General features: G+C 58.2%; 19 protein-coding genes. 3 read left to right on the top strand and 16 right to left on the bottom strand.

The window, feature by feature from the left end; all coding sequences use genetic code 11:
• Positions 1-4: 4 nt before the first annotated feature.
• A complete protein-coding gene (gene pyrC, locus ETC07_RS01760) occupies positions 5-1,042 on the bottom strand; it encodes a dihydroorotase (RefSeq protein ID WP_136246782.1) in 1,038 nt (345 codons plus the stop codon).
• 403 nt (positions 1,043-1,445) lie between these two features.
• Between pyrC and ETC07_RS01765 the strand changes: the two genes are divergently transcribed.
• Complete coding sequence (locus ETC07_RS01765) at positions 1,446-1,874, top strand: hypothetical protein (protein WP_136246783.1); 429 nt, start codon at positions 1,446-1,448, stop codon at positions 1,872-1,874.
• Between the two features lie 27 nt (positions 1,875-1,901).
• Here ETC07_RS01765 and ETC07_RS01770 read toward each other — a convergent pair whose 3' ends face one another.
• The 4 genes from ETC07_RS01770 to ETC07_RS01785 all read right to left on the bottom strand — a co-directional run bounded on the left by ETC07_RS01770 (position 1,902) and on the right by ETC07_RS01785 (position 6,225).
• Positions 1,902-3,143, bottom strand: a complete 1,242-nt coding sequence (locus tag ETC07_RS01770; protein ID WP_136246784.1) for an NAD(P)/FAD-dependent oxidoreductase — start codon at positions 3,141-3,143, stop codon at positions 1,902-1,904.
• Positions 3,144-3,218: 75 nt separating this feature from the next.
• The gene (locus ETC07_RS01775) at positions 3,219-3,674 is read right to left on the bottom strand and encodes a tellurite resistance TerB family protein (RefSeq protein WP_136246785.1); all 456 of its coding nucleotides are present in this window, start codon (positions 3,672-3,674) and stop codon (positions 3,219-3,221) included.
• Positions 3,675-3,821: 147 nt separating this feature from the next.
• A complete protein-coding gene (locus tag ETC07_RS01780; protein ID WP_136246786.1) occupies positions 3,822-5,162 on the bottom strand; it encodes a UDP-glucose dehydrogenase family protein in 1,341 nt (446 codons plus the stop codon).
• Positions 5,163-5,217: 55 nt separating this feature from the next.
• A complete protein-coding gene (locus ETC07_RS01785) occupies positions 5,218-6,225 on the bottom strand; it encodes an NAD-dependent epimerase (RefSeq protein ID WP_136246787.1) in 1,008 nt (335 codons plus the stop codon).
• Positions 6,226-6,378: 153 nt separating this feature from the next.
• Between ETC07_RS01785 and ETC07_RS01790 the strand changes: the two genes are divergently transcribed.
• Both ETC07_RS01790 and ETC07_RS01795 read left to right on the top strand, forming a co-directional pair.
• A complete protein-coding gene (locus ETC07_RS01790; RefSeq protein ID WP_136246788.1) occupies positions 6,379-7,446 on the top strand; it encodes a glycosyltransferase in 1,068 nt (355 codons plus the stop codon).
• Positions 7,443-8,147 (top strand): protein kinase family protein, encoded by a 705-nt coding sequence (locus tag ETC07_RS01795; RefSeq protein WP_136246789.1) that lies wholly within the window; start codon positions 7,443-7,445, stop codon positions 8,145-8,147. The genes ETC07_RS01790 and ETC07_RS01795 overlap by 4 nt, the downstream gene beginning before the upstream one ends.
• Before the next feature lie 40 nt (positions 8,148-8,187).
• Here the strand turns inward: ETC07_RS01795 and ETC07_RS01800 are convergent, their stop codons facing one another.
• From ETC07_RS01800 to ETC07_RS01850, 11 genes are all read right to left on the bottom strand, one after another.
• Positions 8,188-9,333, bottom strand: coding sequence for a glycosyltransferase (locus ETC07_RS01800; protein WP_136246790.1), 1,146 nt, complete (start codon positions 9,331-9,333; stop codon positions 8,188-8,190).
• Positions 9,330-9,650, bottom strand: coding sequence for an LbetaH domain-containing protein (locus ETC07_RS15610; protein ID WP_168709145.1), 321 nt, complete (start codon positions 9,648-9,650; stop codon positions 9,330-9,332). The genes ETC07_RS01800 and ETC07_RS15610 overlap by 4 nt, the downstream gene beginning before the upstream one ends.
• Before the next feature lie 438 nt (positions 9,651-10,088).
• Positions 10,089-10,346: an integrase core domain-containing protein gene (locus ETC07_RS01810; protein ID WP_136246792.1), complete on the bottom strand. Its 258-nt coding sequence runs from the start codon at positions 10,344-10,346 to the stop codon at positions 10,089-10,091.
• A 196-nt stretch (positions 10,347-10,542) separates the two neighbouring features.
• Positions 10,543-11,469 (bottom strand): hypothetical protein, encoded by a 927-nt coding sequence (locus tag ETC07_RS01815; RefSeq protein ID WP_205742487.1) that lies wholly within the window; start codon positions 11,467-11,469, stop codon positions 10,543-10,545.
• Positions 11,470-11,502: 33 nt separating this feature from the next.
• Positions 11,503-12,753 carry an O-antigen ligase family protein gene (locus tag ETC07_RS01820; RefSeq protein WP_205742488.1) on the bottom strand — a complete coding sequence of 417 codons (1,251 nt, stop codon included), beginning with the start codon at positions 12,751-12,753 and terminating at the stop codon, positions 11,503-11,505.
• A 93-nt stretch (positions 12,754-12,846) separates the two neighbouring features.
• Positions 12,847-13,860: a UDP-glucose 4-epimerase GalE gene (gene galE / locus ETC07_RS01825; RefSeq protein WP_136246793.1), complete on the bottom strand. Its 1,014-nt coding sequence runs from the start codon at positions 13,858-13,860 to the stop codon at positions 12,847-12,849.
• A gap of 20 nt (positions 13,861-13,880) precedes the next feature.
• Positions 13,881-15,269: an undecaprenyl-phosphate glucose phosphotransferase gene (locus ETC07_RS01830; protein WP_136246794.1), complete on the bottom strand. Its 1,389-nt coding sequence runs from the start codon at positions 15,267-15,269 to the stop codon at positions 13,881-13,883.
• The gene (locus ETC07_RS01835; protein WP_136246795.1) at positions 15,269-16,255 is read right to left on the bottom strand and encodes a glycosyltransferase; all 987 of its coding nucleotides are present in this window, start codon (positions 16,253-16,255) and stop codon (positions 15,269-15,271) included. Before ETC07_RS01835 ends, ETC07_RS01830 begins: the two co-directional genes overlap by 1 nt.
• Positions 16,256-16,298: 43 nt before the next feature.
• Entirely contained in the window at positions 16,299-17,441 is a 1,143-nt protein-coding gene (gene glf, locus ETC07_RS01840) for a UDP-galactopyranose mutase (RefSeq protein WP_136246796.1), read from the bottom strand.
• A gap of 47 nt (positions 17,442-17,488) precedes the next feature.
• Positions 17,489-18,529 (bottom strand): acyltransferase family protein, encoded by a 1,041-nt coding sequence (locus ETC07_RS01845; protein WP_168709147.1) that lies wholly within the window; start codon positions 18,527-18,529, stop codon positions 17,489-17,491.
• A 1,292-nt stretch (positions 18,530-19,821) separates the two neighbouring features.
• Positions 19,822-20,937: a hypothetical protein gene (locus ETC07_RS01850; RefSeq protein WP_136246798.1), complete on the bottom strand. Its 1,116-nt coding sequence runs from the start codon at positions 20,935-20,937 to the stop codon at positions 19,822-19,824.
• Between the last annotated feature and the right edge of the window lie 28 nt (positions 20,938-20,965).

The raw sequence follows: 20,965 nt of genomic DNA on the forward strand, positions 1-20,965 counted from the left end.
GTCGCTAGCCGTCGAGCCTCCAGCCCAGCATCTCCCCGGCCTGGAGCGGGACGATCTGCCGACCCTGCGTATAGGGTAGCGTCTCCGGCAGGCGCCAGGGCTCACGCACCAGAGTCACGCTCTCGGTGTTGCGCGGCAGGCCGTAGAAGTCGGGGCCATGGTGGCTGGCGAAGCCTTCCAGGCGGTCCAGCGCGCCGGCCTGTTCGAAGGCCATGGCATACAGCTCCAGGGCCGCCGGGGCGGTATAGGCACCGGCACAGCCACAGGCACTCTCCTTGTCGCCCTGGGCATGCGGGGCGCTGTCGGTGCCCAGGAAGAACTTGCCGCTGCCGGAGGTGGCGGCCTCGATCAGCGCCTGGCGATGACGCTCGCGCTTGAGGATCGGCAGGCAGTAGTAATGCGGCTTGATGCCGCCCACCAGCATGCGGTTGCGGTTGAACAACAGATGATGCGCCGTGATGGTGGCCGCCACGTTGCCCGGCGCCTCTGCCACGAAGGTCGCCGCATCGGCGGTGGTGATGTGCTCGAAGACCACCTTGAGCGACGGATGACGCTCCAGCAACGGCTTCATCACGCGCTCGATGAACACCGCCTCGCGATCGAAGATATCGATCTCGGCGTCGGTCACCTCGCCGTGAACCAGCAGCGGCATGCCGAGCCGGGCCATGGCGGCGATGGCCGCATCGCAGTTCGCCAGGTCGGTGACCCCGGAGTCGGAGTTGGTGGTCGCGCCGGCCGGATACAGCTTGACCGCCTGCACCCGCCCGGAAGCGTGGGCCCGCTCGATCTCCTCGCTCGTGGTCCGGTCGGTGAGATAGAGCGTCATCAGCGGCTCGAAGTCGAGCCCCTCCGGCACCGCCGCCAGGATGCGCTCGCGATAGGCCAGCGCCTGCTCGGCGGTGGCCACCGGCGGCGTGAGATTCGGCATGATGATGGCGCGGCCCATCTGCCGGGCGCTGGCGGGCACCACGGCGGACAGCACCGCGCCATCGCGCAGGTGCAGATGCCAATCGTCGGGTCGGGTCAGGGTCAAGGAGGTCACGATCTATCCTGTCTCGGCGATTCCGGGAATGGGCCTCGAAGGCCCGGCATAGGCAGCAGTATACCGGAAGCCGGCCCACTGGCGGGAGGCGATTCCCGCCACCGGCCCTCGATCCTTCCGACACACCATCGCCCGAACGACACCACCCCCTATTGCCGCGCGACGGCCGGCGCCTTACGCTTGCCCACCTGCCGATCCATGCGGCGACGAACACGGCTTCGTCAGCCGGCTCCGATGGCGTATCATGGACGCCGATCCTGCCAGGCCTGTCGAGCATTCGCCGCGCCCCGAGGACGCGCGTCACCTGGCTGCCTGCGTCGGTCCAGGCGGCGGGCGGCATCGGCCGCGAGGCCGCGCGTCATAAAGGATCCGCGATACGTCCGACAGATTCCCGGGAGAAAACATGCCGAAGGTACGTCACTACGCCGACCTCGTCGCCATCCTGGCCGGCCTGATGTGGCTGCTGGTCTACTGGTCGGTGAGCTATTCGGTGTACATCGACAACATCGAACCCACCATGGCCGCCTTGCTGATCGCCGGCAGCCTGATCTTGATCAGCCTCGTGCATCGCCCCATCCGGGTGCTTCTCAGCCGCTACCACGTGCGCAAGCGCCGCACCGAGATGTGGATGCACATCCTCGCCCTGCCCCTCGGCCTGGCCTTCCTGCTGGCGATTCTCATCGAGCACCTGATCACGCCCGTCAACGGCATCCAGAAGATGCTGCTGTTCAACGTGCTGGCCACCGCCGGCTGGCTGGTGTTCATCGTGACCCTGGTCCTCAAGCTGCTGATTCACATGCTCAAGGAAAAGTATCAGCGCCAGGACCCGTAGCCGAGTCCCGGCGCGTCACGGGCTCGCTCAGAAGCGCTCGACCCGGAACGGCTGCATGTCGATCGCCGGCGTTTCCCCGACCATCATCTGCGCCAACAGCTCACCGGTGGCCGGCCCCAGGGTGAAGCCCTGGTGGCCATGCCCGAAGGCACACCACAGGCCCTTCTGCCCCTCGACCGGGCCGATCACCGGCTTCATGTCCGGCGTGCAGGGCCGCGCACCCTTCCAAGGCTCGGGGTCGAGCCGCTCGCCGAGCGGGTACAACGCCCGCGCCTTGGCCTCGGCGGCCGCCAGCTGAGCGAGATGCGGCGGCGCCTCCAGGCGCTCGAGCTCGGCGCCGGTGGTCAGGCGAATACCGGCGCGCATCGGCGCCAGCAGATACCCCGTCTCGGCATCCATCACCCAGTGGTTCAGCTGCGCGTCCCCGCGGCTTGCGTAGTGCATGTGATAACCGCGCTTGGGAAACAGCGGCACCGAGACGCCCAGCCGCGACAGCCACTGGCGTGACCAGGGTCCGAGCGCCAGCACCATCGACTCGGCCTGCAGCGTCTGCGAGGCGGTGGTGACACGCCAGCCACCGCTCTCCGCCGACAGCTCCTCGACCTCATCGCGCACGATGCGCCCACCCTCGCGCTCGAAGGCCTCGGCATAGGCCGAGACCAGCGCGCCGGGATCGGCCACCGTCCAGGGGTCCAGCCAATGCACGGCGCCGGCCAACCCCTCGCCCAGGCTAGGCTCTTGCGCGGCTAACGCCGCGGCGTCGAGCGCCCGATAGCGCAGCCCGAAGCGCGCCGCGTCTTCCTCGGCCTCGGCCAAGCACGTCTCGAGCCCGGCCTGGCTGCGATACACCTCGAGCCAACCATCGCGACGTACCAGCGATTCGGCCCCGGCGGCCTCGATCATGGCCCCGTGGGCGTCCAGGCAACGCGCGATCAACGAGGCGTATTCGGGCACGATCTGCCGATAGCGCGACGGCGCGGAATGCTTCCAGTATTGCCACAGCGAGCCGGCCGACTGCAGCATCGCCAAGGGACGATAGCGGATATCGACCTGTCGATTGGGCAACACCCGGCACAGCGTGCCGATATCCCGCGGGAAGGGGTAAGGACGAACGGCTTCGCGCTGGATGATGCCGGCATTACCGAACGAGGTCTCCTGCCCCGGCGCACGGCGATCCACCAGGGTGACATCGTGCCCTCGACGCGCCAGGTGCCAGGCCACCGCGACCCCGACCATGCCTGCCCCCAGTACGACCGTACCTGTTGCCATCCCTTGCTCTCCTTTTTCGTCGCCATGTCACCCCATTCCCGCGAAAGGGTGACGGATAAACAGGCGCGGCGAGCCTCACTCGGCGCCGCGCTCCACCTCGATCCGGGTGCGAATGAAGTCCGCGTGATCGACATACAAGAGCTCGGCCAGACGCCGTATGCGGTGTTCCTCCAACGGGTCCTTGTCACCATCGATCAACGCCAGCGACCACATCTCGCGGACCAGTTCGACGCGTTCGGCAACGTCGCAGCCATCGCGCACCGCGCGCAGGAAACGATGGTGGTCCACCGCCGACTCCGTCTCCTCACAGGCTCGCTGGACCAACGCCTCGGCGTCGGCATCGGACAGCGAGAAACGCTCGGCGAGCATCACCGACAACCGTGTCAGCTCGACCTCTTCCAGGCGATAATCCGCCCGGATCACCTCACACAGTAACACCGCCGTGGCCAGCGCCTGGCTCGGCGGGGCCTGTTCCGACGCGGCTTCCGGCGTCATCATGCCCTGAAAGAGCCGTTGTAGGGATTGCATCATGGGGACTCCCGAACTGCCTGATATGACACCCCTCATCGTCGGCCGATCACGATGATCCGCCGACGCCTACACCGCCGTCGAGGCCGAGGGGCACGAGTACCGCTCTGACAACGGCCGCTCAGGCAGCGTTCCCGATGGCCGCGGCCGTCAGGCCTGGCGAATCGATGCCCCGCGCCCCACGGCGTAGTAGAGCAGCCCCGCGGCCTTGACCGCCTCGGGGTCGAAGAGGTTACGACCATCGACGACCACCGGCAGCGAGAGCTTCGACTTCAGCCAGGCGAAGTCCACGCTACGAAAGCTCTTCCATTCGGTGCAGATCACCAAGGCATCCGCGCCGTCGACCGCCTCGGTGCGATCTCCCACCAGCTCGAGACCGTCATGTTCCCCGTACAGACGACGGCACTCGCCCATGGCCTCTGGATCATAGGCCTTCACCCGGGCCCCGGCCGCCCATAAGGCTTCCATGAGCGTACGGCTCGGAGCGTCACGCATGTCATCGGTATTGGGCTTGAAGGCCAGCCCCCACAGGGCGATGGTCTTGCCATTCAGATCACCATCGAAGGCCCGCGACAGCTTGGTGAACAGGGTCTGCTTCTGGCGTTGGTTGACGGCCTCAACGGCCCCCAGCAGCTCGGCCGTATAGTCGACGTCGCTGGCGGTCCGCGCCAGGGCCTGGACATCCTTGGGGAAGCAAGAGCCGCCGTAGCCGCAACCGGGGTAGATGAAGTGATAGCCGATACGCGGGTCCGAGCCGATGCCACGACGCACCTGCTCCACGTCCGCCCCGAGCCGCTCGGCCAGGTTGGCGATCTCGTTCATGAAGCTGATCTTGGTGGCCAACATGGCATTGGCGGCATACTTGGTCAGCTCCGCCGCCCGCACATCCATGAACATCAGTTTTTCCTGAAGACGGATATACGGCCCGTAGCACTCGTGCATCAGCGCCTTCACCCTGTCGGACTCGGTACCCACGATGATCCGTGCGCCGTGCGTGAAGTCTTCGATCGCCGCGCCTTCCTTGAGGAATTCGGGATTGGAGCAGACCTCGAAGTCGAGCGAGGCACCACGCTCGGCCAGCACCCCGGCCACGGTTTCATGCACGCGATCGGCGGTGCCCACCGGCACGGTGGACTTGTCGACGATGACCTTACTATCGGCCATGTGACGGCCGATGGTCTCGGCCACCGCCAGCACATACTGCAGGTCGGCACTGCCGTCTTCATCCGGCGGCGTGCCCACGGCGATGAACTGCAGGGTGCCGAAGCCCACCGCCGCGACCGGATCGGTGGTGAAGCGCAGCCGACCCTCGGCCACGTTGGCCTGCACCATCCCCTCCAGGCCCGGCTCGTAGATGGGCACCTCGCCGGCCTCCAGGCGGGCGACCTTGTCGGCATCCACATCCATGCACAGCACGTCGTGACCCACATCGGCCAGGCAGGTGCCGGTCACCAGCCCCACATAGCCGGTACCGAATATCGTGATTTTCATGGGCATCCTTCCCTGTTAGCAACGCAGATGAATCGAAGGCGCAAGCCTCGGACGCTCACACTCCGTAATATTCCCGATACCATTCGACGAATCGGCCGACGCCCTCTTCGACCCCGACCCGAGGACGATGGCCCGTCGCCTCGAACAATGACTCGGTATCCGCCCAGGTTCGCGGCACATCGCCGGGCTGCATGGGCTGGAAGTCGCAGCTGGCCTCACAACCGGTCGCGGCTTCCACGGCCCGCACGAAGTCCATCAGCGCCACCGGGCTGCCGTGGCCGATATTATAAAGTGCGTAGGGAGCATCACTGGCGCCCGGCTCGGCCGACGCGGCGGCGCCCTCGGGTCGGCGGCGCGGCACCACCGCCAGGATCCGCGCGACACCCTCGACGATATCGTCGATATAGGTGAAATCGCGGGACATATCGCCGTGGTTGAAGACCTGGATCGGCTCACCGGCCAGTACGGCACGCGTGAACTTGAACATCGCCATGTCGGGCCGCCCCCAAGGGCCATAGACCGTGAAGAAGCGCAACCCGGTGGTCGGCAAGTCATAGAGATGAGAATAGGTGTGCGCCATCAGCTCATTGGCCTTCTTGGTGGCCGCATAGAGGCTGATGGGCTGGTCGACGCTGTCGGTGGTCGCGAAGGGCACTTTGTCATTGGTCCCGTAGACCGAGCTCGAGGAGGCATAGACCAGATGCGCGACGCGCTCCTGGCGACAGCCTTCCAGCACATTGAGGTGGCCCACCAGGTTGGCATCGGCATAAGCATGGGGGTTTTCCAACGAATAGCGCACACCGGCCTGGGCCGCCAGATGGATCACCCGGTCGAAACGCTCACGTTCGAAAAGGGCCGCCACGGCATCGCGGTCGGCAAGCTCTAGCCACTCGAAGCGTACGTCTGCGCACTCGGCCAGGTCGTCCAAACGGGCCTGCTTGAGCGACACATCGTAATAGGCGTTGAGGTTGTCGACGCCGACGATCTCGTGGCCCTGCCCCGAGAGACGCCTGGCGACGGCATGACCGATGAACCCTGCCATGCCCGTGATCAATAACTTCATGCTCTCAGCGTCTCCTGATCGTCTGGTCCGACGTTTCCCCCGGTGGCGTGATTGTACCCCACCAGCGAGCCCGCGCCGAAGCGCCCCGCCGCCTCCGGCCATTGATCATGCTATAATTTCGCCTTTTGCAGAGCCGGCGCGCAGGACGACACCATGACTCTCAAACGCTTCGCCTTCGTCATCGGGGATCTCTACGGCGGCGGCGCCGAGAAATCGCTGCTGTATACCGCCGACCAGTTACGTCAGCGCGGTCATACGGTCAAGGTGTTCACGCTCCGCGAACGCATCGAGCACCGCCTTCCGGAAGGCCTCGAGATCGAGAACCTGGCTATCGTCAGCCGCTTCACCCGGGCGACCAGCACGGTGCTGACCGAAAAATGGCAAGCCCGCCGAGTCAAACGCGTGCTGGCCCCCTGGCAACCCGACGTGGTGATCTCCTGCGCCTGCGACAAGATCACTCGTCACCTCGATTTCCCGAATCTCTATTTCTGGGTCAAGTCTGACGTCTCGGCCAAGTTCAGCGATCCCAAGCAGCGCGAGCGCGCCTTCAAGAAGGTTCGGCGCTTCTACCGAGGCCGCCAGGTCATCGCCGTCTCCCAAGGCGTGAAGGAGAGTCTCGAACGCGTCGTGGGGCTCAGGGCCGAACGCATCGTGCCCATCTACAACCCCTACGAACGCGCCCCCTTCGTGGACATGGCCGAGGAAAGCGCACCGCTCCCCGACGGCGACTACTTCCTGTACGTGGCGGCCATCGAACCCCGGAAACGCCACGACCGACTGCTACGCGCCTACGCCGCCAGCGGCGTGAGCACCCCACTGGCGATCATGGGCAAGGGCAAGCCGGAACACGAGGCCGCCGTTCGTGAGCAAATCAAGGCGCTCGGCCTCGAAGACCGCGTACTGTGGCTGGGCTATCACCGCAACCCCTATCCCTTCATTCAGCACGCCAAGGCCATGGTGATGACCTCCGATGCCGAGGGGCTACCCCGCGTGCTGATCGAAGCGCTACTACTGCATACCCCCGTGATCAGCGTGGACTGCCCGAGCGGCCCGCGCGAGATCCTGACCCAGGAGCTGGCAGACTACCTGGTCGCCCCCGATGATGAAGCAGGCCTGATCCAGGCACTCGCCCGAATGGACCAACACCCGGTGACCATCGAACCCCGCCATTATCAGCAGTTTCTCAAGGAAACCGTGCTGCCCAAGTTCGAGGCACTGTGACGGTGGCGTTGCGCAACATTTCCTTCAACGGCCGTCCTCATCGCTATTGGGTGTTTCATGCCGATGGGCTGCCGGCCCCCCTGCGGCTGGTCAGCACCCACACCACCGCCGCCTTCGAAGCCGTGGGCAGCAGCCGTTTCTTCCTCACCGAAGATGGCCGATTGCTCGCCAAGGTGGTGTCCGACAAGTTCGACAAACGTCGGGCGCCACTGGACTGGTTCGGCCGCGACTACCTGGAAAAACGCTGGCTACTGCAATCCAACGCCCGCAAGGAACTCCTCAGCCTGCGCATCCTGCAGCGCGCCGGCCTCACGACGCCCCACTGCCATGGCTGGGGATTGTCACTCAATCCGTCGAACCCCAGCGCGTCTCTGCTGCTGATGGAGCACAGGCAGGATGCGAGACCCGGCGGCGAGGTGTTCGACGCCCTCGATGAGCAGGGCCGACTCCGCTTCCTCGAACGCTTCTGTGAAGAAGTCGTCACACTGGCCCACGCCGGTTACGTGCATCGCGACCTGCACTACAACAACCTGCTGATCGACGCTAACGGAGGACTGGTCTGGATCGACACTCACGTTCGCCGCTTACCAAGAAAAAGAGCCGACCACTGGCCGGCTCTCGAACGCTCGTTGTCGGTCACGAAGTTACGGGGCGCGAAGTACCGTGCACTGGCAATCGAGCAACTCCGCCGCCTGCTTTGATTCGACCCCGCGCGCCTAGCTCCCCTGCCAGTCTCATCATCTAGCCATCGGCGCACAGCCTGAGATAGCGGGCTGCAATCGTTTCGGGAAGAAAGGCTCGATAGTGGGCCTCTTCGATGACCGGAGGCGACGCGAGTACCTCACGGATCTTCTCGCCCAGAAGCGGGCCATCATCCGGCTCCACCAGGCACCCGGCAAGCTCTCCTTGCAGGATCTCGCAAGGCCCCGAAGGACAATCGGTACTGACGACCGGTGTACCACACACCAAGGCTTCGGCGATGACACGCCCGAATCCCTCATAGTCCGATGACAAGACGAGCAAGCGAGCGCGATGGATGTACGGATAGGGATTGGCTTGCTTACCAAGAAATATCACTCGCTCTTCCACCTCGAGCGAGCGAACCAGGGCCTTCGCCTCATCGACCTCGCCATCGCCCACGATCACCAGTGGCTGACTCACACCACTGGCCTTGTAGGCCCGCAACAGCCGATCGTAACGCTTCTGGCGCATTGCCAGGCGGCCCACATAAACGATGAAATCCTGATGGGGGATGGTATCTGTCATGCGCCGGCGAATCGCCTCGACATCGATGACGTTATAGATCAGCTGAGCATCATGCGGGACTACCCCGTGGTGGGCCAGCGAGTCCAGAATGCCCCGGGAAATGGCAATCACCCGACGCCGGTGATACAGCCACCGCATCTTGCGCAGGCTCCGCCATCGCGCCTTTCCCGAACCCAGCAAGGCTACGGTGGGGTCGGTGCGAATACACAGCCAGGCCCGATCAGCCAGCAGTGAGCGATTCACCACCTGATGGCTGTAATGGAGATTGGCCACCACGAGGTCAAACGACGACGGCTGCGCCGATACCCAGCGATCAAGCAGGCGCGCATGCAAGTGGTAGCGCCGCAGTTTCTGCCAGACACCCTGGTACTGAAAGGGAAGACGGACAACACTGACCCCCGCCGGAATCTCATGCCAGACCTTGTCGGCCAGCACGAGCAGAGTGACGTGGCAACCCCGACGAGCGAGGGCATCGGCCAACCCCAGGATCGACAAGGGGGCGCCACCACCGCCCAGATGATCCGTGATGAACAGCACACGATAGTCACTGCCCTGCCTGTCGCCGGACGATGGTGTACCTTCACTTGTCGATACGCCCTTGGTGGTGTCGTCACGCATCATTGCCCGACCCGCCTGACCGCACCGATGCGATCGCCGGCCCGTGTCTCGCGCACCACCCGCGCGGGCACCCCGGCCAGCACGACATCGTCGCCAAAGGCCTGCGACACGACGGCATTAGCCCCCACCACGACACGGTTTCCGACCCGCCCCTCTCCAACAAACTTGGCCCCGGGATAGATCGTCACGTCATCCCCGACACGGCGCATCAGGCCCTCTTGCACGGACGGTGCGGTGCCGAGGGACACCTGTTGATAGATCCGGCAGCGCGCCCCGATGCTCAGCCCCTTGCCGATAACGATGGAAGTCGGGTGGGGCAAACGAAGTCCTAGCCCGATGCTCGTCTGCTCCCCTAGATACACACCGAAGCGCGTGGCCAGCCGAGATAACTGCCATCGAGCCAGGAAATGCCACCCCTGATGGGCTAGCCACTGAGTCAAGCGCAGACGCAACATCGCCTGGCGGCTAGGATTAGTCGACCATAGCGCCTTAGCAACCCGAAGAAACCCACCAGTGGACTTGCCACCCAGGGCTTCTTCGCGAGCATGGCGCTTGAAACATTGCCAGTTCATGTGGTCTTGGATACCGTCATCGATTGTGTGCCAGTGCCCCGCATTCCTGGGCGGCGCGGGCGTCCGCCCCCGAAGTGGGCTATTCGTAAAATTTGAGGCCAGCCGGCCGACTCACTCTCTGAAGCGGCTCCCATCCTTTGGACCACCTGACAGGTCATCTAAGCTCAGATCGGGTCATCATCGGCATCAGACTGCCTTGGTCAGTGATTGCTTGAAGTACACCTCATCGGGTGTGGCATCGTCCAGCCCTTGATGGGGCCGATCTCTATTGAACCACGTGACGTCACGCTTCAGGTCCTCACGCAGGTGAGCACCATCTTCGAAGGCCTTCAGGTAGACGCACTCATACTTCACGCTGCGCCACAGCCGATCCACGAAGATGTTGTCCTGGACCCGATGAGATACTGACCCGACAAGGAGAAGCCTCCGGCCACCATCCGAAATATTTGTGGCAAAAGCCCATAGTGTTTTTTTCTATGATGTCTTTAACAAGAACATCGCCGGCATTCCCCGTGGAAAAGTATTTATCACCATCCCTGAAAAATGCATCCCGAATTTGTAACTTCCACTCTATCAACACTCGATGGCACCAATAATACGTCCTTATAGACATCTGGAAATATCAATTTTACGGAAAAACTCACCAAAGCTTCGAAGAAAAGCGGGAAGGCCACTCAAACTGATCCGGCCACTCCATCGGATCTAACGCCCCCCGCTGCGATTCGGGAACACAGTCTTGCAAAGCATTCCTCACGGTTTCCAGCGCCCGCTGTCCTTTGGCGTCTCCAACCGTTTTCTGCCACCACTCCCGATGCACCGCCTTTACACTAACCGGCACACTGGGCAAGCCCAGCCTCTGCGCCATGGCCAGCCGGTGCAGACCACGGTTGATCTTGAGCAGCCGTCCTTCACGGTTGACGGCGACACCTAGCTCATCCTTCCCTCGGCTAGCATCGAAGCCACTAGCGGCCATGTGATCGAGGAAACCCAGGTAAACGCGCAGGTACATCAGAATCCGCTCTTTGGAGTCCAATAGCACGCCCTGCTGATGAGACGACCAAGGCCGCCCACTGTGTAGAGACGTCATGTATTGCCCGAAACGCTCGGTACGCGCCAGGTCGTCCCGATGTTGGTCGAGGTCACTGATAAAACGATAGCGGGAACCAAAGCGCAGATCACCTCGTCGCTGGTCCCACTCGCCATCCCAGATGAAGGCGGAGGATGCAGGCCTGAGCCCATGGGAGTAACCACGCCAGTCGGTGCTGCGTATCAGCTGACGCGGATCGACATGCAAAACAAGCGACTCCCCAAGAGACTCTTCCATGGCACGCCTGGGCAATCCCCACCGCTCTAGCGCGGAAACACCGGGCAATTCTCCACACCACCAACGAAGCAGGCCCTGCTCAAGCGGCAGACCGATGCGGTTCTGGAGGGCATCACGAATCGCGACCTGCCACCTCGCCCTGAGCACCGGCCAGCGCATGCGAGCATCATAGAGGGGCGAAAAAGCGAGATCACCAGCCGGGGCGACGGGAACCGTCACTTCTTGATGTGCGCGACGTGTCATGACTCCGCCCCTATCTCCATGCCTGGCTGAGACTCAGCGTATCAAATGGGAAGATTCGTGAGCACGCAAGACGCCATAGAACGTCGCCAACCAGAAGGCGAACATCATCACGCCACTGTTGTGGGCCATGAAGACCTGCGACAGGCCGAAATCGATATAGGCCACCGACAGCAGAACACCCGCCACGGCAATGGAGCGCACTTCCAGGTCGGGTTCCGAGAAACGCCTTGCAAACAGCCTCATGGGAACCAGGTAAAGCGCTAGCAACAGCCCCAGCCCGATCACCCCACGCTTGGCGAAGGCATCGATGAACTCGTTATGGGCATGCCCATAGCGGGTCACATACTCACTGACCACGCCATCATCCGCCAAGGCCTGCATGCCCTGCTCATAGCCATTGTCACCCCATCCGAACAGTGGCTTGTCGACGAGCAGATGGGCCGCCCCCCGCCACATCTCGAAACGTGCCCCCACGGAGCTTCGGGCATCACCATCGATGAAGTAGCCTTGCACGTCTTCCACGGCATGATCGACACGAGACTGCACCCCCGTCTGCGGCAGGCCATAAACCAGCCCACCCCCGAGTAGGATGGCACCCAGGACCGCCACCTTCAGCCGCCCCGAAAGGAATTCGCCATAACCGCGATAGAGCACCAGCAGAATAAAGGGAATCCCCACCCATCCGCCTCGGCTGCCGGAAAACAAGGACCCCAGGATGCCCATCAAGGCGCCCAACAGCAGCAAGGCACTCCAGCGACGGCGCTGGGGTTGCTTCACCGCCCAGCCCAGCCCGGCGAGACACAGCACGCCCAGCAACATGCTGAGATTGCCGAACTGGATCACGAAGGTGAATCCATCGGCTCGCCCGACCCCCTGTATGAGCTTCTGCCAGGCGGCCCAGCCGCCGGCGCTAATGGCACCACAGGCAAGCCCCGACCACATCCAGGCCAGCCCGGGCGGGCGGGCCATGACCCATAACAGCGCCGGCACCGCCAGCAGGAAGCGCGAAGGCTTGTCCCATCCGCCGACGCCCTGCCCATCGGCCAAGGCGCGCAGCATCCAGAACAAGGCAAACATGGCCATGGTCGCCATCAACGCCCTATCACGGCCCGTCAATGAAGGAACCTGGCGGCGGCATAACAGCACGCCCCCAGCCCCCAGCAGCAAAGCGGCGCCAACGGAATAGCCACTCGGCACGATGAGCGATAGAGCACCCAACAGGAAAACGGCAAGGCTGGTATAGCGATGCGTCGCAGGCATCATCTTGGCAGGGCTGGCATTCATCTTCGTTACAACTCGGCAGCAAGACACAGGCGGCACAAAATAAAATGGCCGGCTCAAGGGCCGGCCATTCTAGCATGCCTACTCTGGTGAGGCTCAGCCGCCATATCCCTCCGGATTACCCGACTGCCAACGCCAGGTATCGGCCATCATGTCGTCCAGGCTCTTCCCCGCGACCCAGCCTAATTCCTTCTCGGCCTTGGCGGCATCCGCCCAGAAGGCAGGAAGGTCACCCGCCCGGCGCGCGCCGACCCGATACGGCACCGCCACATCGGTCACCCGGGTGAAGCTGTTAACCATCTGGAGCACCGAGACACCCTGCCCCGTGCCCAGATTATAGACGGACACGCCCCGCTCGCTGACGGCCTTCAATGCCTTGAGATGCCCGACGGCCAGGTCCACCACATGCAGGTAATCGCGCTCGCAGGTACCATCCACCGTCGCGTAGTCGCCGCCGAAGATCGTCAGTTCATCGCGGCGCCCCACGGCCACCTGAGCAATGAACGGCATCAGGTTATTGGGAATGCCCTGCGGATCTTCACCGATCTTCCCCGAAGGGTGCGCACCGATAGGGTTGAAGTACCGCAGCAACGCAACAGACCAACGCTCATCGGCCTCTACCAGATCCTCCAGCACCTTCTCCACCATCGCCTTGGAGGTGCCGTAAGGATTCGACGTGGTGCCACGCGGCGTGGTTTCCACGTAGGGCACAGGCGCCTCGCTGCCATACACCGTCGCCGATGAGCTGAACACGATACGCCGCACGCCTGCGGCTTCCATGGCCTGGCAGAGTACGAGCGTTCCGTTCACGTTGTTCTCGTAGTAGGTCAACGGCTGGCTCACGCTCTGCCCCACCGCCTTCAGGCCGGCGAAGTGAATCACCGCATCAATATCATGGTGAGCCAGCACGGCATCCATCGCCTCGCGGTCACGGATATCCGCGCATACGAAATCCACCGTCTTGCCGGTGATGTCTTCCACCCGGCGCAAGGCAACCTCGGAGCCATTGCACAGGTTATCGACCACCACGACCTCGTGGCCGGCCTCGAGAAGCTCTACTGTCGTATGTGAACCGATGTAGCCGGCACCGCCGGTGATCAATACTTTCATCATGAACCTTTTAAAACGTATTACAGAGCGTGAGGATGAAAGAATCCACGCCACACCGTCAGGAGCAGGATCTTTAGATCCAGCCAGACGGACCAATTATCGATATACCAAAGATCGTGCTCAATACGAGCCTCGAGATCCGTATCGCCTCGCCAACCGTGTACTTGAGCCCAGCCGGTGATACCAGCCCGCATCATATGCTTCTGCATATAACCAGGGATCTGATGCTTGAACTGTTCGACGAATACCGTGCGCTCGGGGCGAGGCCCCACCAACGACATATCCCCTGTGAAGACATTGATAAGTTGTGGCAGCTCATCAAGGCTTGAGCGTCGCAGAAAGCGTCCGACCGGGGTGACTTCCTTGTCGCGCGCCCCACCCCAATGCACGCCACAAGACTCACTGTCGACAGGCATGCTACGGAACTTGAGCATCTGAAAGCTCTCGCCATTCCAGCTCATACGTTCTTGACGATAGAATACCGGCCCACGAGACGTCAGCTTCACTGTCAGTGCAAGCAGCAACATCAGCGGAGATAGCACCAACAGGGCGGCACCAGACAATAACTTGTCCTCCGCGGCCTTGATGAAGCGTGCCATGCCACTCATCGGCGTGCAGCTCATGTCCAACAGGTACAACCCCGCCACGGTCGAAATATCATGATTCAGTAGACGCAACCCGTGCATGTCCGGCATGTAGCGAATATTGCCGATACAATGATCTAGGTCGCGCAGAATCTCCTCGACTTGATCCCCACGCGAAAGCGGCAGACAGACCCAGATTTCATCACTGTTCAGGTTGGCATCGTATTCACCGTCGAAGGCACGACAGTCCCTGACCTCGAAGCGCGAGCAGTCGCTGGCATCCAGCAAGCGAACGGCTTTGATATCAAACCCTGCCGAGGGCTGAGCCGCAATATGCCGTGCAGCATTGAGACAGGATGCGACTTCACCGACAAGAATGACCCCCTTCCGATTACGCCCCTGGCGGCGAAGGCGATTGAGTACAGGGTACGCCAGCGTGCGGGTGCCCACACTGATGACGAAAGCACCTGTCAACCACATTCCTAGCCATAGGCGTGAGAACTCGACGCCAGTTTTGGTAAAATAGAGGTAAGTGAAGACAATGCCACCCAGGATAATGAAGGCATGAGCGATCCTCATCACCAACTCCACACGCACCGCGCCTCGCCAGGATCGATAAATGCCACAGGCTCCGAAGATCATCATGCCCAGCAACATGCCCGAGAGCATCATCCACTGATAGCGTTCGACCATATTCTCGAGGGAACCAAAGCGTAGCCAATACGCCAGGAAACCACCCCCCAGCAGTGACACGGCGTCCGTGAAACGTACCGCTATATGCGAGTAGGCTTCGAAGCCTGAAAGGGTCTTCGCGATCCGCGACATCAGGGGTACCGCCTCACCAGTTCTTCATGAGAACAACTTGGACGCTTACGCAGTGCATCGCGCAAGGCCGACCAGCAGAGATGCAGGTATCGACGCTTTTCCGGGTAGTGCCGCACGGCAAACAACCAACTCAGAAGCTTGACAGGCAACACGAACGGAAACCAGCCGCCCGCCGCGACACGGTACATCACAAGACCATTGCGATAAGCATAAAAGGCTTTCCAGAGAGGTGCTATACGAGCGTTGCCTCGCAAGTCAGCCGAACAATCGTGTATGAAACGAATACTCGGCAAGAAGACATGTCGACTTCCACTCTTGCGAAGACTCAAGGTATAGATGATGTCATCGCCATAGATGAAAAGCTCTCCTCGCGGCAAACCGATGCTTCGCACGGCCTCTGCGCGCACGAAGCACCCAACGAAAGACGACGAATCAATATCGACACGTGCTTCCCGATAGTGCCGATCCGCCAGATGAAACCCTCCTCGAGAGCGCCCTGTCAGCGTGCCGAGCACCGTCTTGCATAGCAGCCTGACATGCCAGAAAGGGTTCCAACTGGGCCGGTTCATCTCACAGATGCTGCCATCGGGGTAGTAGACGGCCGCCGCGGCGCCATCGATGCCTTCGAGATCCTGTTCAAGGAAAGCTGCCAAAGCACCAGGCGCCGGCCGTGCATCGTCATCGAAGCATACCAACCAGTCGGGGTCGAAGGCCTCGAGTGCCTTCTTGAACCCCACCTCGAAACCTCCCGCCCCTCCGAGATTGCGCTCAGGTAGGATAACCCGTAAGCGAGAATCTTCCAGGCTGGCCAACCATTCTCGGCTGCCATCGCTAGAGCCGTTATCGACCACTACCAATCCGGACACAGGCTCATCGAGCACAGCTGACACGCCCTGCTTAAGGTGCTCACAACGATTGAAAGAGACGATAACCGCCACCAGCTTTGTCGCATAGGAGCGAGATGAAGAGAGCATCTGGTCAGGCATTTCGGGGGGTAATCACTATTTAATCACTCCATGGGAGCCGTGGTCATGTTTCGACAAAGAACGCGGGGACAGGCTCGTGATTCTCTACACGCGCTAAAAATCCACGTGCAGTATCCAAAGCTTCGCGAATGGTCACGTCCATATCGAGATAACGATAAGTACCCAGCCGGCCCACGAAGGTTACCTTGTCTAGCTTCCGTGCCTTATCGACATACTGGGCCAGTAGGGCTTTCTCGTTGACCTGGCGAATAGGGTAGTACGGGATATCTTCCGGCTCACAGGCCCGGCTGAACTCGCGATAGCAGACGCTCCCCTCATGCTCCTCCCAGGGTGAGAAATGCTTATGCTCGGTGATGCGAGTATAGGGCACGGACTCCTCGCCGTAGTTCATCACCGCACAGCCTTGGTAATCCCCCTGGTAGGTGAAGCGTTCGAAATCCAGAGTGCGGTATCCAAGCCGACCCAGCTCGTAGTCGAAGAAACCATCCAAAGGCCCCGAATAGAAGACGTGATCATATGCGTCGATCTGCCCGCGCTCGAAACGTGTATTCAGGTACACGCTGATGTTCGGATGGTCGAGAATACCTTCCACCAGCTTTGTGTAGCCCTCTTCCGGCATGCCCTGAAAACGATGGAAAAAGTAGTTGTCATTATAGTTGAAGCGAACCGGCAGTCTCTTCAAGATACTGGCCGGAAGCTCACTGGGGTGACAACCCCACTGTTTCTGAGTATAGCCCTTGAAGAACGCCTCGTAGAGATCACGCCCGACGAAGCGAAGCGCCTGCTCCTCGAAGGTCTGCGGATCTTCAATTGAAGTATCGGCTTGTTCCTCGATAAACTCCCGCGCCTCATCGGGCCGCATGGTCTTGCCGAAGAACTGATTGATGGTATGCAAGTTGATCGGCAGCGAGAAAACCTGGCCCTTGGAAGTCGCCTTTACCCGATTCACATAGGGCTTGAACGTCATGAACCGATTGACGTATTCCCACACTTCCTGATCATCAGTATGGAAAATATGTGGCCCGTAAGCATGCACCATGACTCCAGTATCGCCATCACGTTCGGTATGGCAATTACCGGCAATATGCGAGCGCACATCTACAATCGTAACCTCGTGGCCCACTTCAGCGAGCTCGCGACCAATCACTGCACCGGAAAATCCGGCACCAACCAACATAAACTTCATACTCCCCCCATCAAAGTCAAATAAAAACAGTTATGCTCATTACAACGTTATACAGGCACACCCTGATACGAAGTACAAAAACGTGCATTCAACATAGAGCGAAATGGTCTCTCTATGAAGAGGTAGGTCAGATATGAAACTACCACGGATAACACCAGGCAGGAACTCCAGTATAAAAGCCGATCATCCACCTCCCAGTCAGTATACCGCCTCAGGGCTTGAAGAACAAAAATATGCATCAAATAAAGCGAGTATGAGATTTTACCAAGAAAAATTGAAAACGGGTTCTGAAGAACACACCCGACCTTTTTCAAATTAACCCCCATCGCCACAATTGTACAAATAAGGAGCAGAACCACAGGATTCTTCCAGATGTAGACACTATATCCAAACAGCTCACTAGAGATATCTTGCAAATTTAGAACAACCAAGATCACAGCCAAAACAAATAGAACATCAAACACGACATACCGATTTTTCACAAGCCCAACTACTGGATAAATTGCCATCCCAAGAAGAAACATATGGCCGCGTGGTATAATCCCCACAAAAGCCACATCCACTTCCCCCCAGCCACCTACAAAATAGGCCATATGCTGGATAACAAAGACAGCAATTAAAAGCACATAAAAATGTGCCAATGACTTATCTTTAGCCCACCAAAACACCGGAAACAAGAAGTAGAAAAAGATCTCTATCGAAATAGTCCATAGCACACCATTCCCTTTCAAAAGAGCAAGATGCTGGATCACCTCCCCGAAGTTCTGTATGCCGAATACCGACAAGCTTCTCCCATCTATATATACAAAACTAGTGAGAAAAGCCAACAGAACCACAAAGACATACAACGGCAAAACTCTGGAAATTCGCCTTACCAGGAAATTCCGCCAATGGTCGCGACACTCTTTCCCATTTGTAACATGCATCATCAGAAAGCCAGACAGGGCAAAGAACAGCATAACCCCGATTTGACCAAGTCCATATATTCGAAAAACGTCTAGCAACTCCGTTCGGGTAGATATGTGCGTCACTACCACTAGCAAAGCTGCCATGCCCCTTAACCCATCTAACGCAACATAGTGATGCACCCCGCCTCCCTCCCTCATAGAAACCTCTCATTTAATTATAACAAAACCAAACAACAGACAATCCGCCATGACACTCTGAAAGATAATGTTTATAGATTATCACTCGCCAGCTTCTTTAACACTCTCTCTAGACTTTCCCAGAAGCCTTGATAGACGACATATCACATCCATCAGCACTAAAGACTTCCTGCACACGTCGACTTCAAAATTCTGAATTACTTTATCTACATTAATTACAGCTGGGTATATCTCCAGAGCATCACCTTCTATAAAACTCAACCCCGCCCCCTCTTCAACCATTTGCATTGATTGTGATTATTTGTTGCAACAGCATCAAAAACATACCTCGTCACCCCCCCCCCTTCCCTGGGGCAGGGTTATCTGACTGCGACAAAACTCTCAAAAATTCACGCCCCTCATCAGTAAATACATTATTCTTATGGGGATATCTTTGCAACCTATACTCACGCAATATCTCACGAGCTTCAGCACTTAAAGATGTATTCGGCTTCATGCTTTTATTAGGCGGACGAAATTCTGAACTCAACCCATTCCTCAGGAAAGGCACTCATTTCGTAGGGCGTCACAATAATCTTGTCAAAGGTTCGGACATAACTTTCAATGGACTTATAATCAACTCCCGTTGAAAGGCTTATAGAATGTGAAGATTTTAGTTTTTGCTGCAGACTAGAAACCCAAAAACTCTCTGGATATCTCACGTATGCAACGATACAGAATTCCGCGGAAGGGGAATGGCTATCTAGCTTTACACGAAGAACGCTGACTTTTTTCACGCAACTCAAAAAGACACTCACACGAAAAAATAACAGTGTGAATTCCTTCTTTATAGCACTGCCCGCTCACCTCCTCCAGCCAATCAAAAACAATCCTGTCAAGCTCATCTTGGCGAATCTCTCTCACTTTTTTCTTCAGATCTCTCGGCAAACGTTCTTTACTTTTACAAAGAAGAACAATAGCTTGATTGTTATTTTTTACTGGATCGAGTAGGCAAAGGACATCACTTCCATTTTCATTCGAGCTAAAACCTGACAACCCTCCCTGTATTGATGTTGACCCTGATTTATGGATCCCTACATGCAAAAAAATTTTCAATTTTTCTTGGACATAGCGCAACCACCTATAGACGTTAAAAGGGGTCTCATGAAGAAAATCAATGCATATAACTCATCCAAACCTAAGCAGTATAGCTTAACGACAATCTTATGAGAACTTCCTTAGCATCTTAACGGAGATACCCTCTCCCTTAACAACCACAGAGCTCAAAATGAGCATCACTCGCTTTCGTTAAAGAGCCTTTCAGAAAGCTCATCCAACTTTTTTTCATGCCTATTAATTATACCCATAATGTATGGAAGAGAAAAATCCGCCAACATGTGCGCCTTTTCAATATCAGGAGCACTTTCCTCCATTAAATATTTCACCGCACACATCTCTTCACCACTTAACGAGATATCATCTAACTCTCTAGGAAAAGCATCAAGATTACTAAAAACCTTCTTCGGGATATCGTAATCGTTTTTCTCAAAGCACTCCAAATCCTTAAGCGCTCCTTCACTCACTCGACCATAAGCAGCCCCCGATAGACTAAATTCTTTTGACCTTCCATCACCCCTCATTTCAAAAACCTTATTGATTCTCTTCCTTTTATTTATAAAATCCTCGCCACCGAAATGCATTCTTGCATAACGCATCGCTAATAGAGATTTCTCGCTGAATCTAGAGTTAACTTTTCCACTATCTTTTATAGCCGAAGGCAAAGAAAACCAATCACACATGACATCTACAATATCTTTTCCATCATTATCCTCAGGCTCCATTGACACCAAGGCCACTCTATTGCTAGGCGCAATAGACTTATAAAAGTCCACAAAATTAGAATAGACAAAGAAATCAAACCCATTATTTTTATGGAAAAAATCCATGAAACCTAAAAGGTCGCCATCGCTCTCTTGGAAAAACCGCCCCATATGGACTCTAAACATCCCCCCTTTGACAAACTGGGAAAAAACAGACTCAACAAAGGGAAGATGGTTTCTAACCACCATCATAATGGAGACGTTATCAACACCAAAAAAATGGTTAAGCTCCCTTATCACACAAGCAGTAATATCTTTATCCCACAAGGAGTTGGTAAACTCCTCAGAAGAAAGTAATATTTTATCACAACCTTTTGACTCAGCCTCTTCCTTTATCTTTCTTACTGCGCCCCCTACATCTTCGGAAGAAAGTTTGTGCAGAGGTCGATGGCTAAAGTATCCGCCCTTCTCACGATATGCTTCCGGGTAACAAAAGCCACATGCGATATGCTGTTCGTGGTTGTCGCGAAAAAAACGTTGAAGGGTCGACGATGCGCATTTCGGCATGCCCACATGCAAATAAACTTTCATCAAACTTTCTCCAGTCACAAAAGAACAA

Source organism: Halomonas borealis (assembly GCF_004798905.1).
Taxonomy (GTDB): Bacteria; Pseudomonadota; Gammaproteobacteria; order Pseudomonadales; family Halomonadaceae; genus Halomonas; species Halomonas borealis.

Excerpts from the sequence above, each read along its gene's own strand:
- ETC07_RS01765 (WP_136246783.1), top strand. The coding sequence starts at position 1,446 with ATGCCGAAGGTACGTCACTACGCCGACCTCGTCGCCATCCTGGCCGGC.
- ETC07_RS01770 (WP_136246784.1), bottom strand. The coding sequence starts at position 3,143 with ATGGCAACAGGTACGGTCGTACTGGGGGCAGGCATGGTCGGGGTCGCG.
- ETC07_RS01775 (WP_136246785.1), bottom strand. The coding sequence starts at position 3,674 with ATGATGCAATCCCTACAACGGCTCTTTCAGGGCATGATGACGCCGGAA.
- ETC07_RS01780 (WP_136246786.1), bottom strand. The coding sequence starts at position 5,162 with ATGAAAATCACGATATTCGGTACCGGCTATGTGGGGCTGGTGACCGGC.
- ETC07_RS01785 (WP_136246787.1), bottom strand. The coding sequence starts at position 6,225 with ATGAAGTTATTGATCACGGGCATGGCAGGGTTCATCGGTCATGCCGTC.
- ETC07_RS01790 (WP_136246788.1), top strand. The coding sequence starts at position 6,379 with ATGACTCTCAAACGCTTCGCCTTCGTCATCGGGGATCTCTACGGCGGC.
- ETC07_RS01800 (WP_136246790.1), bottom strand. The coding sequence starts at position 9,333 with ATGATGCGTGACGACACCACCAAGGGCGTATCGACAAGTGAAGGTACA.
- ETC07_RS01815 (WP_205742487.1), bottom strand. The coding sequence starts at position 11,469 with ATGACACGTCGCGCACATCAAGAAGTGACGGTTCCCGTCGCCCCGGCT.
- ETC07_RS01820 (WP_205742488.1), bottom strand. The coding sequence starts at position 12,753 with ATGAATGCCAGCCCTGCCAAGATGATGCCTGCGACGCATCGCTATACC.
- galE (WP_136246793.1), bottom strand. The coding sequence starts at position 13,860 with ATGAAAGTATTGATCACCGGCGGTGCCGGCTACATCGGTTCACATACG.
- ETC07_RS01830 (WP_136246794.1), bottom strand. The coding sequence starts at position 15,269 with ATGTCGCGGATCGCGAAGACCCTTTCAGGCTTCGAAGCCTACTCGCAT.
- ETC07_RS01835 (WP_136246795.1), bottom strand. The coding sequence starts at position 16,255 with ATGCCTGACCAGATGCTCTCTTCATCTCGCTCCTATGCGACAAAGCTG.
- glf (WP_136246796.1), bottom strand. The coding sequence starts at position 17,441 with ATGAAGTTTATGTTGGTTGGTGCCGGATTTTCCGGTGCAGTGATTGGT.
- ETC07_RS01850 (WP_136246798.1), bottom strand. The coding sequence starts at position 20,937 with ATGAAAGTTTATTTGCATGTGGGCATGCCGAAATGCGCATCGTCGACC.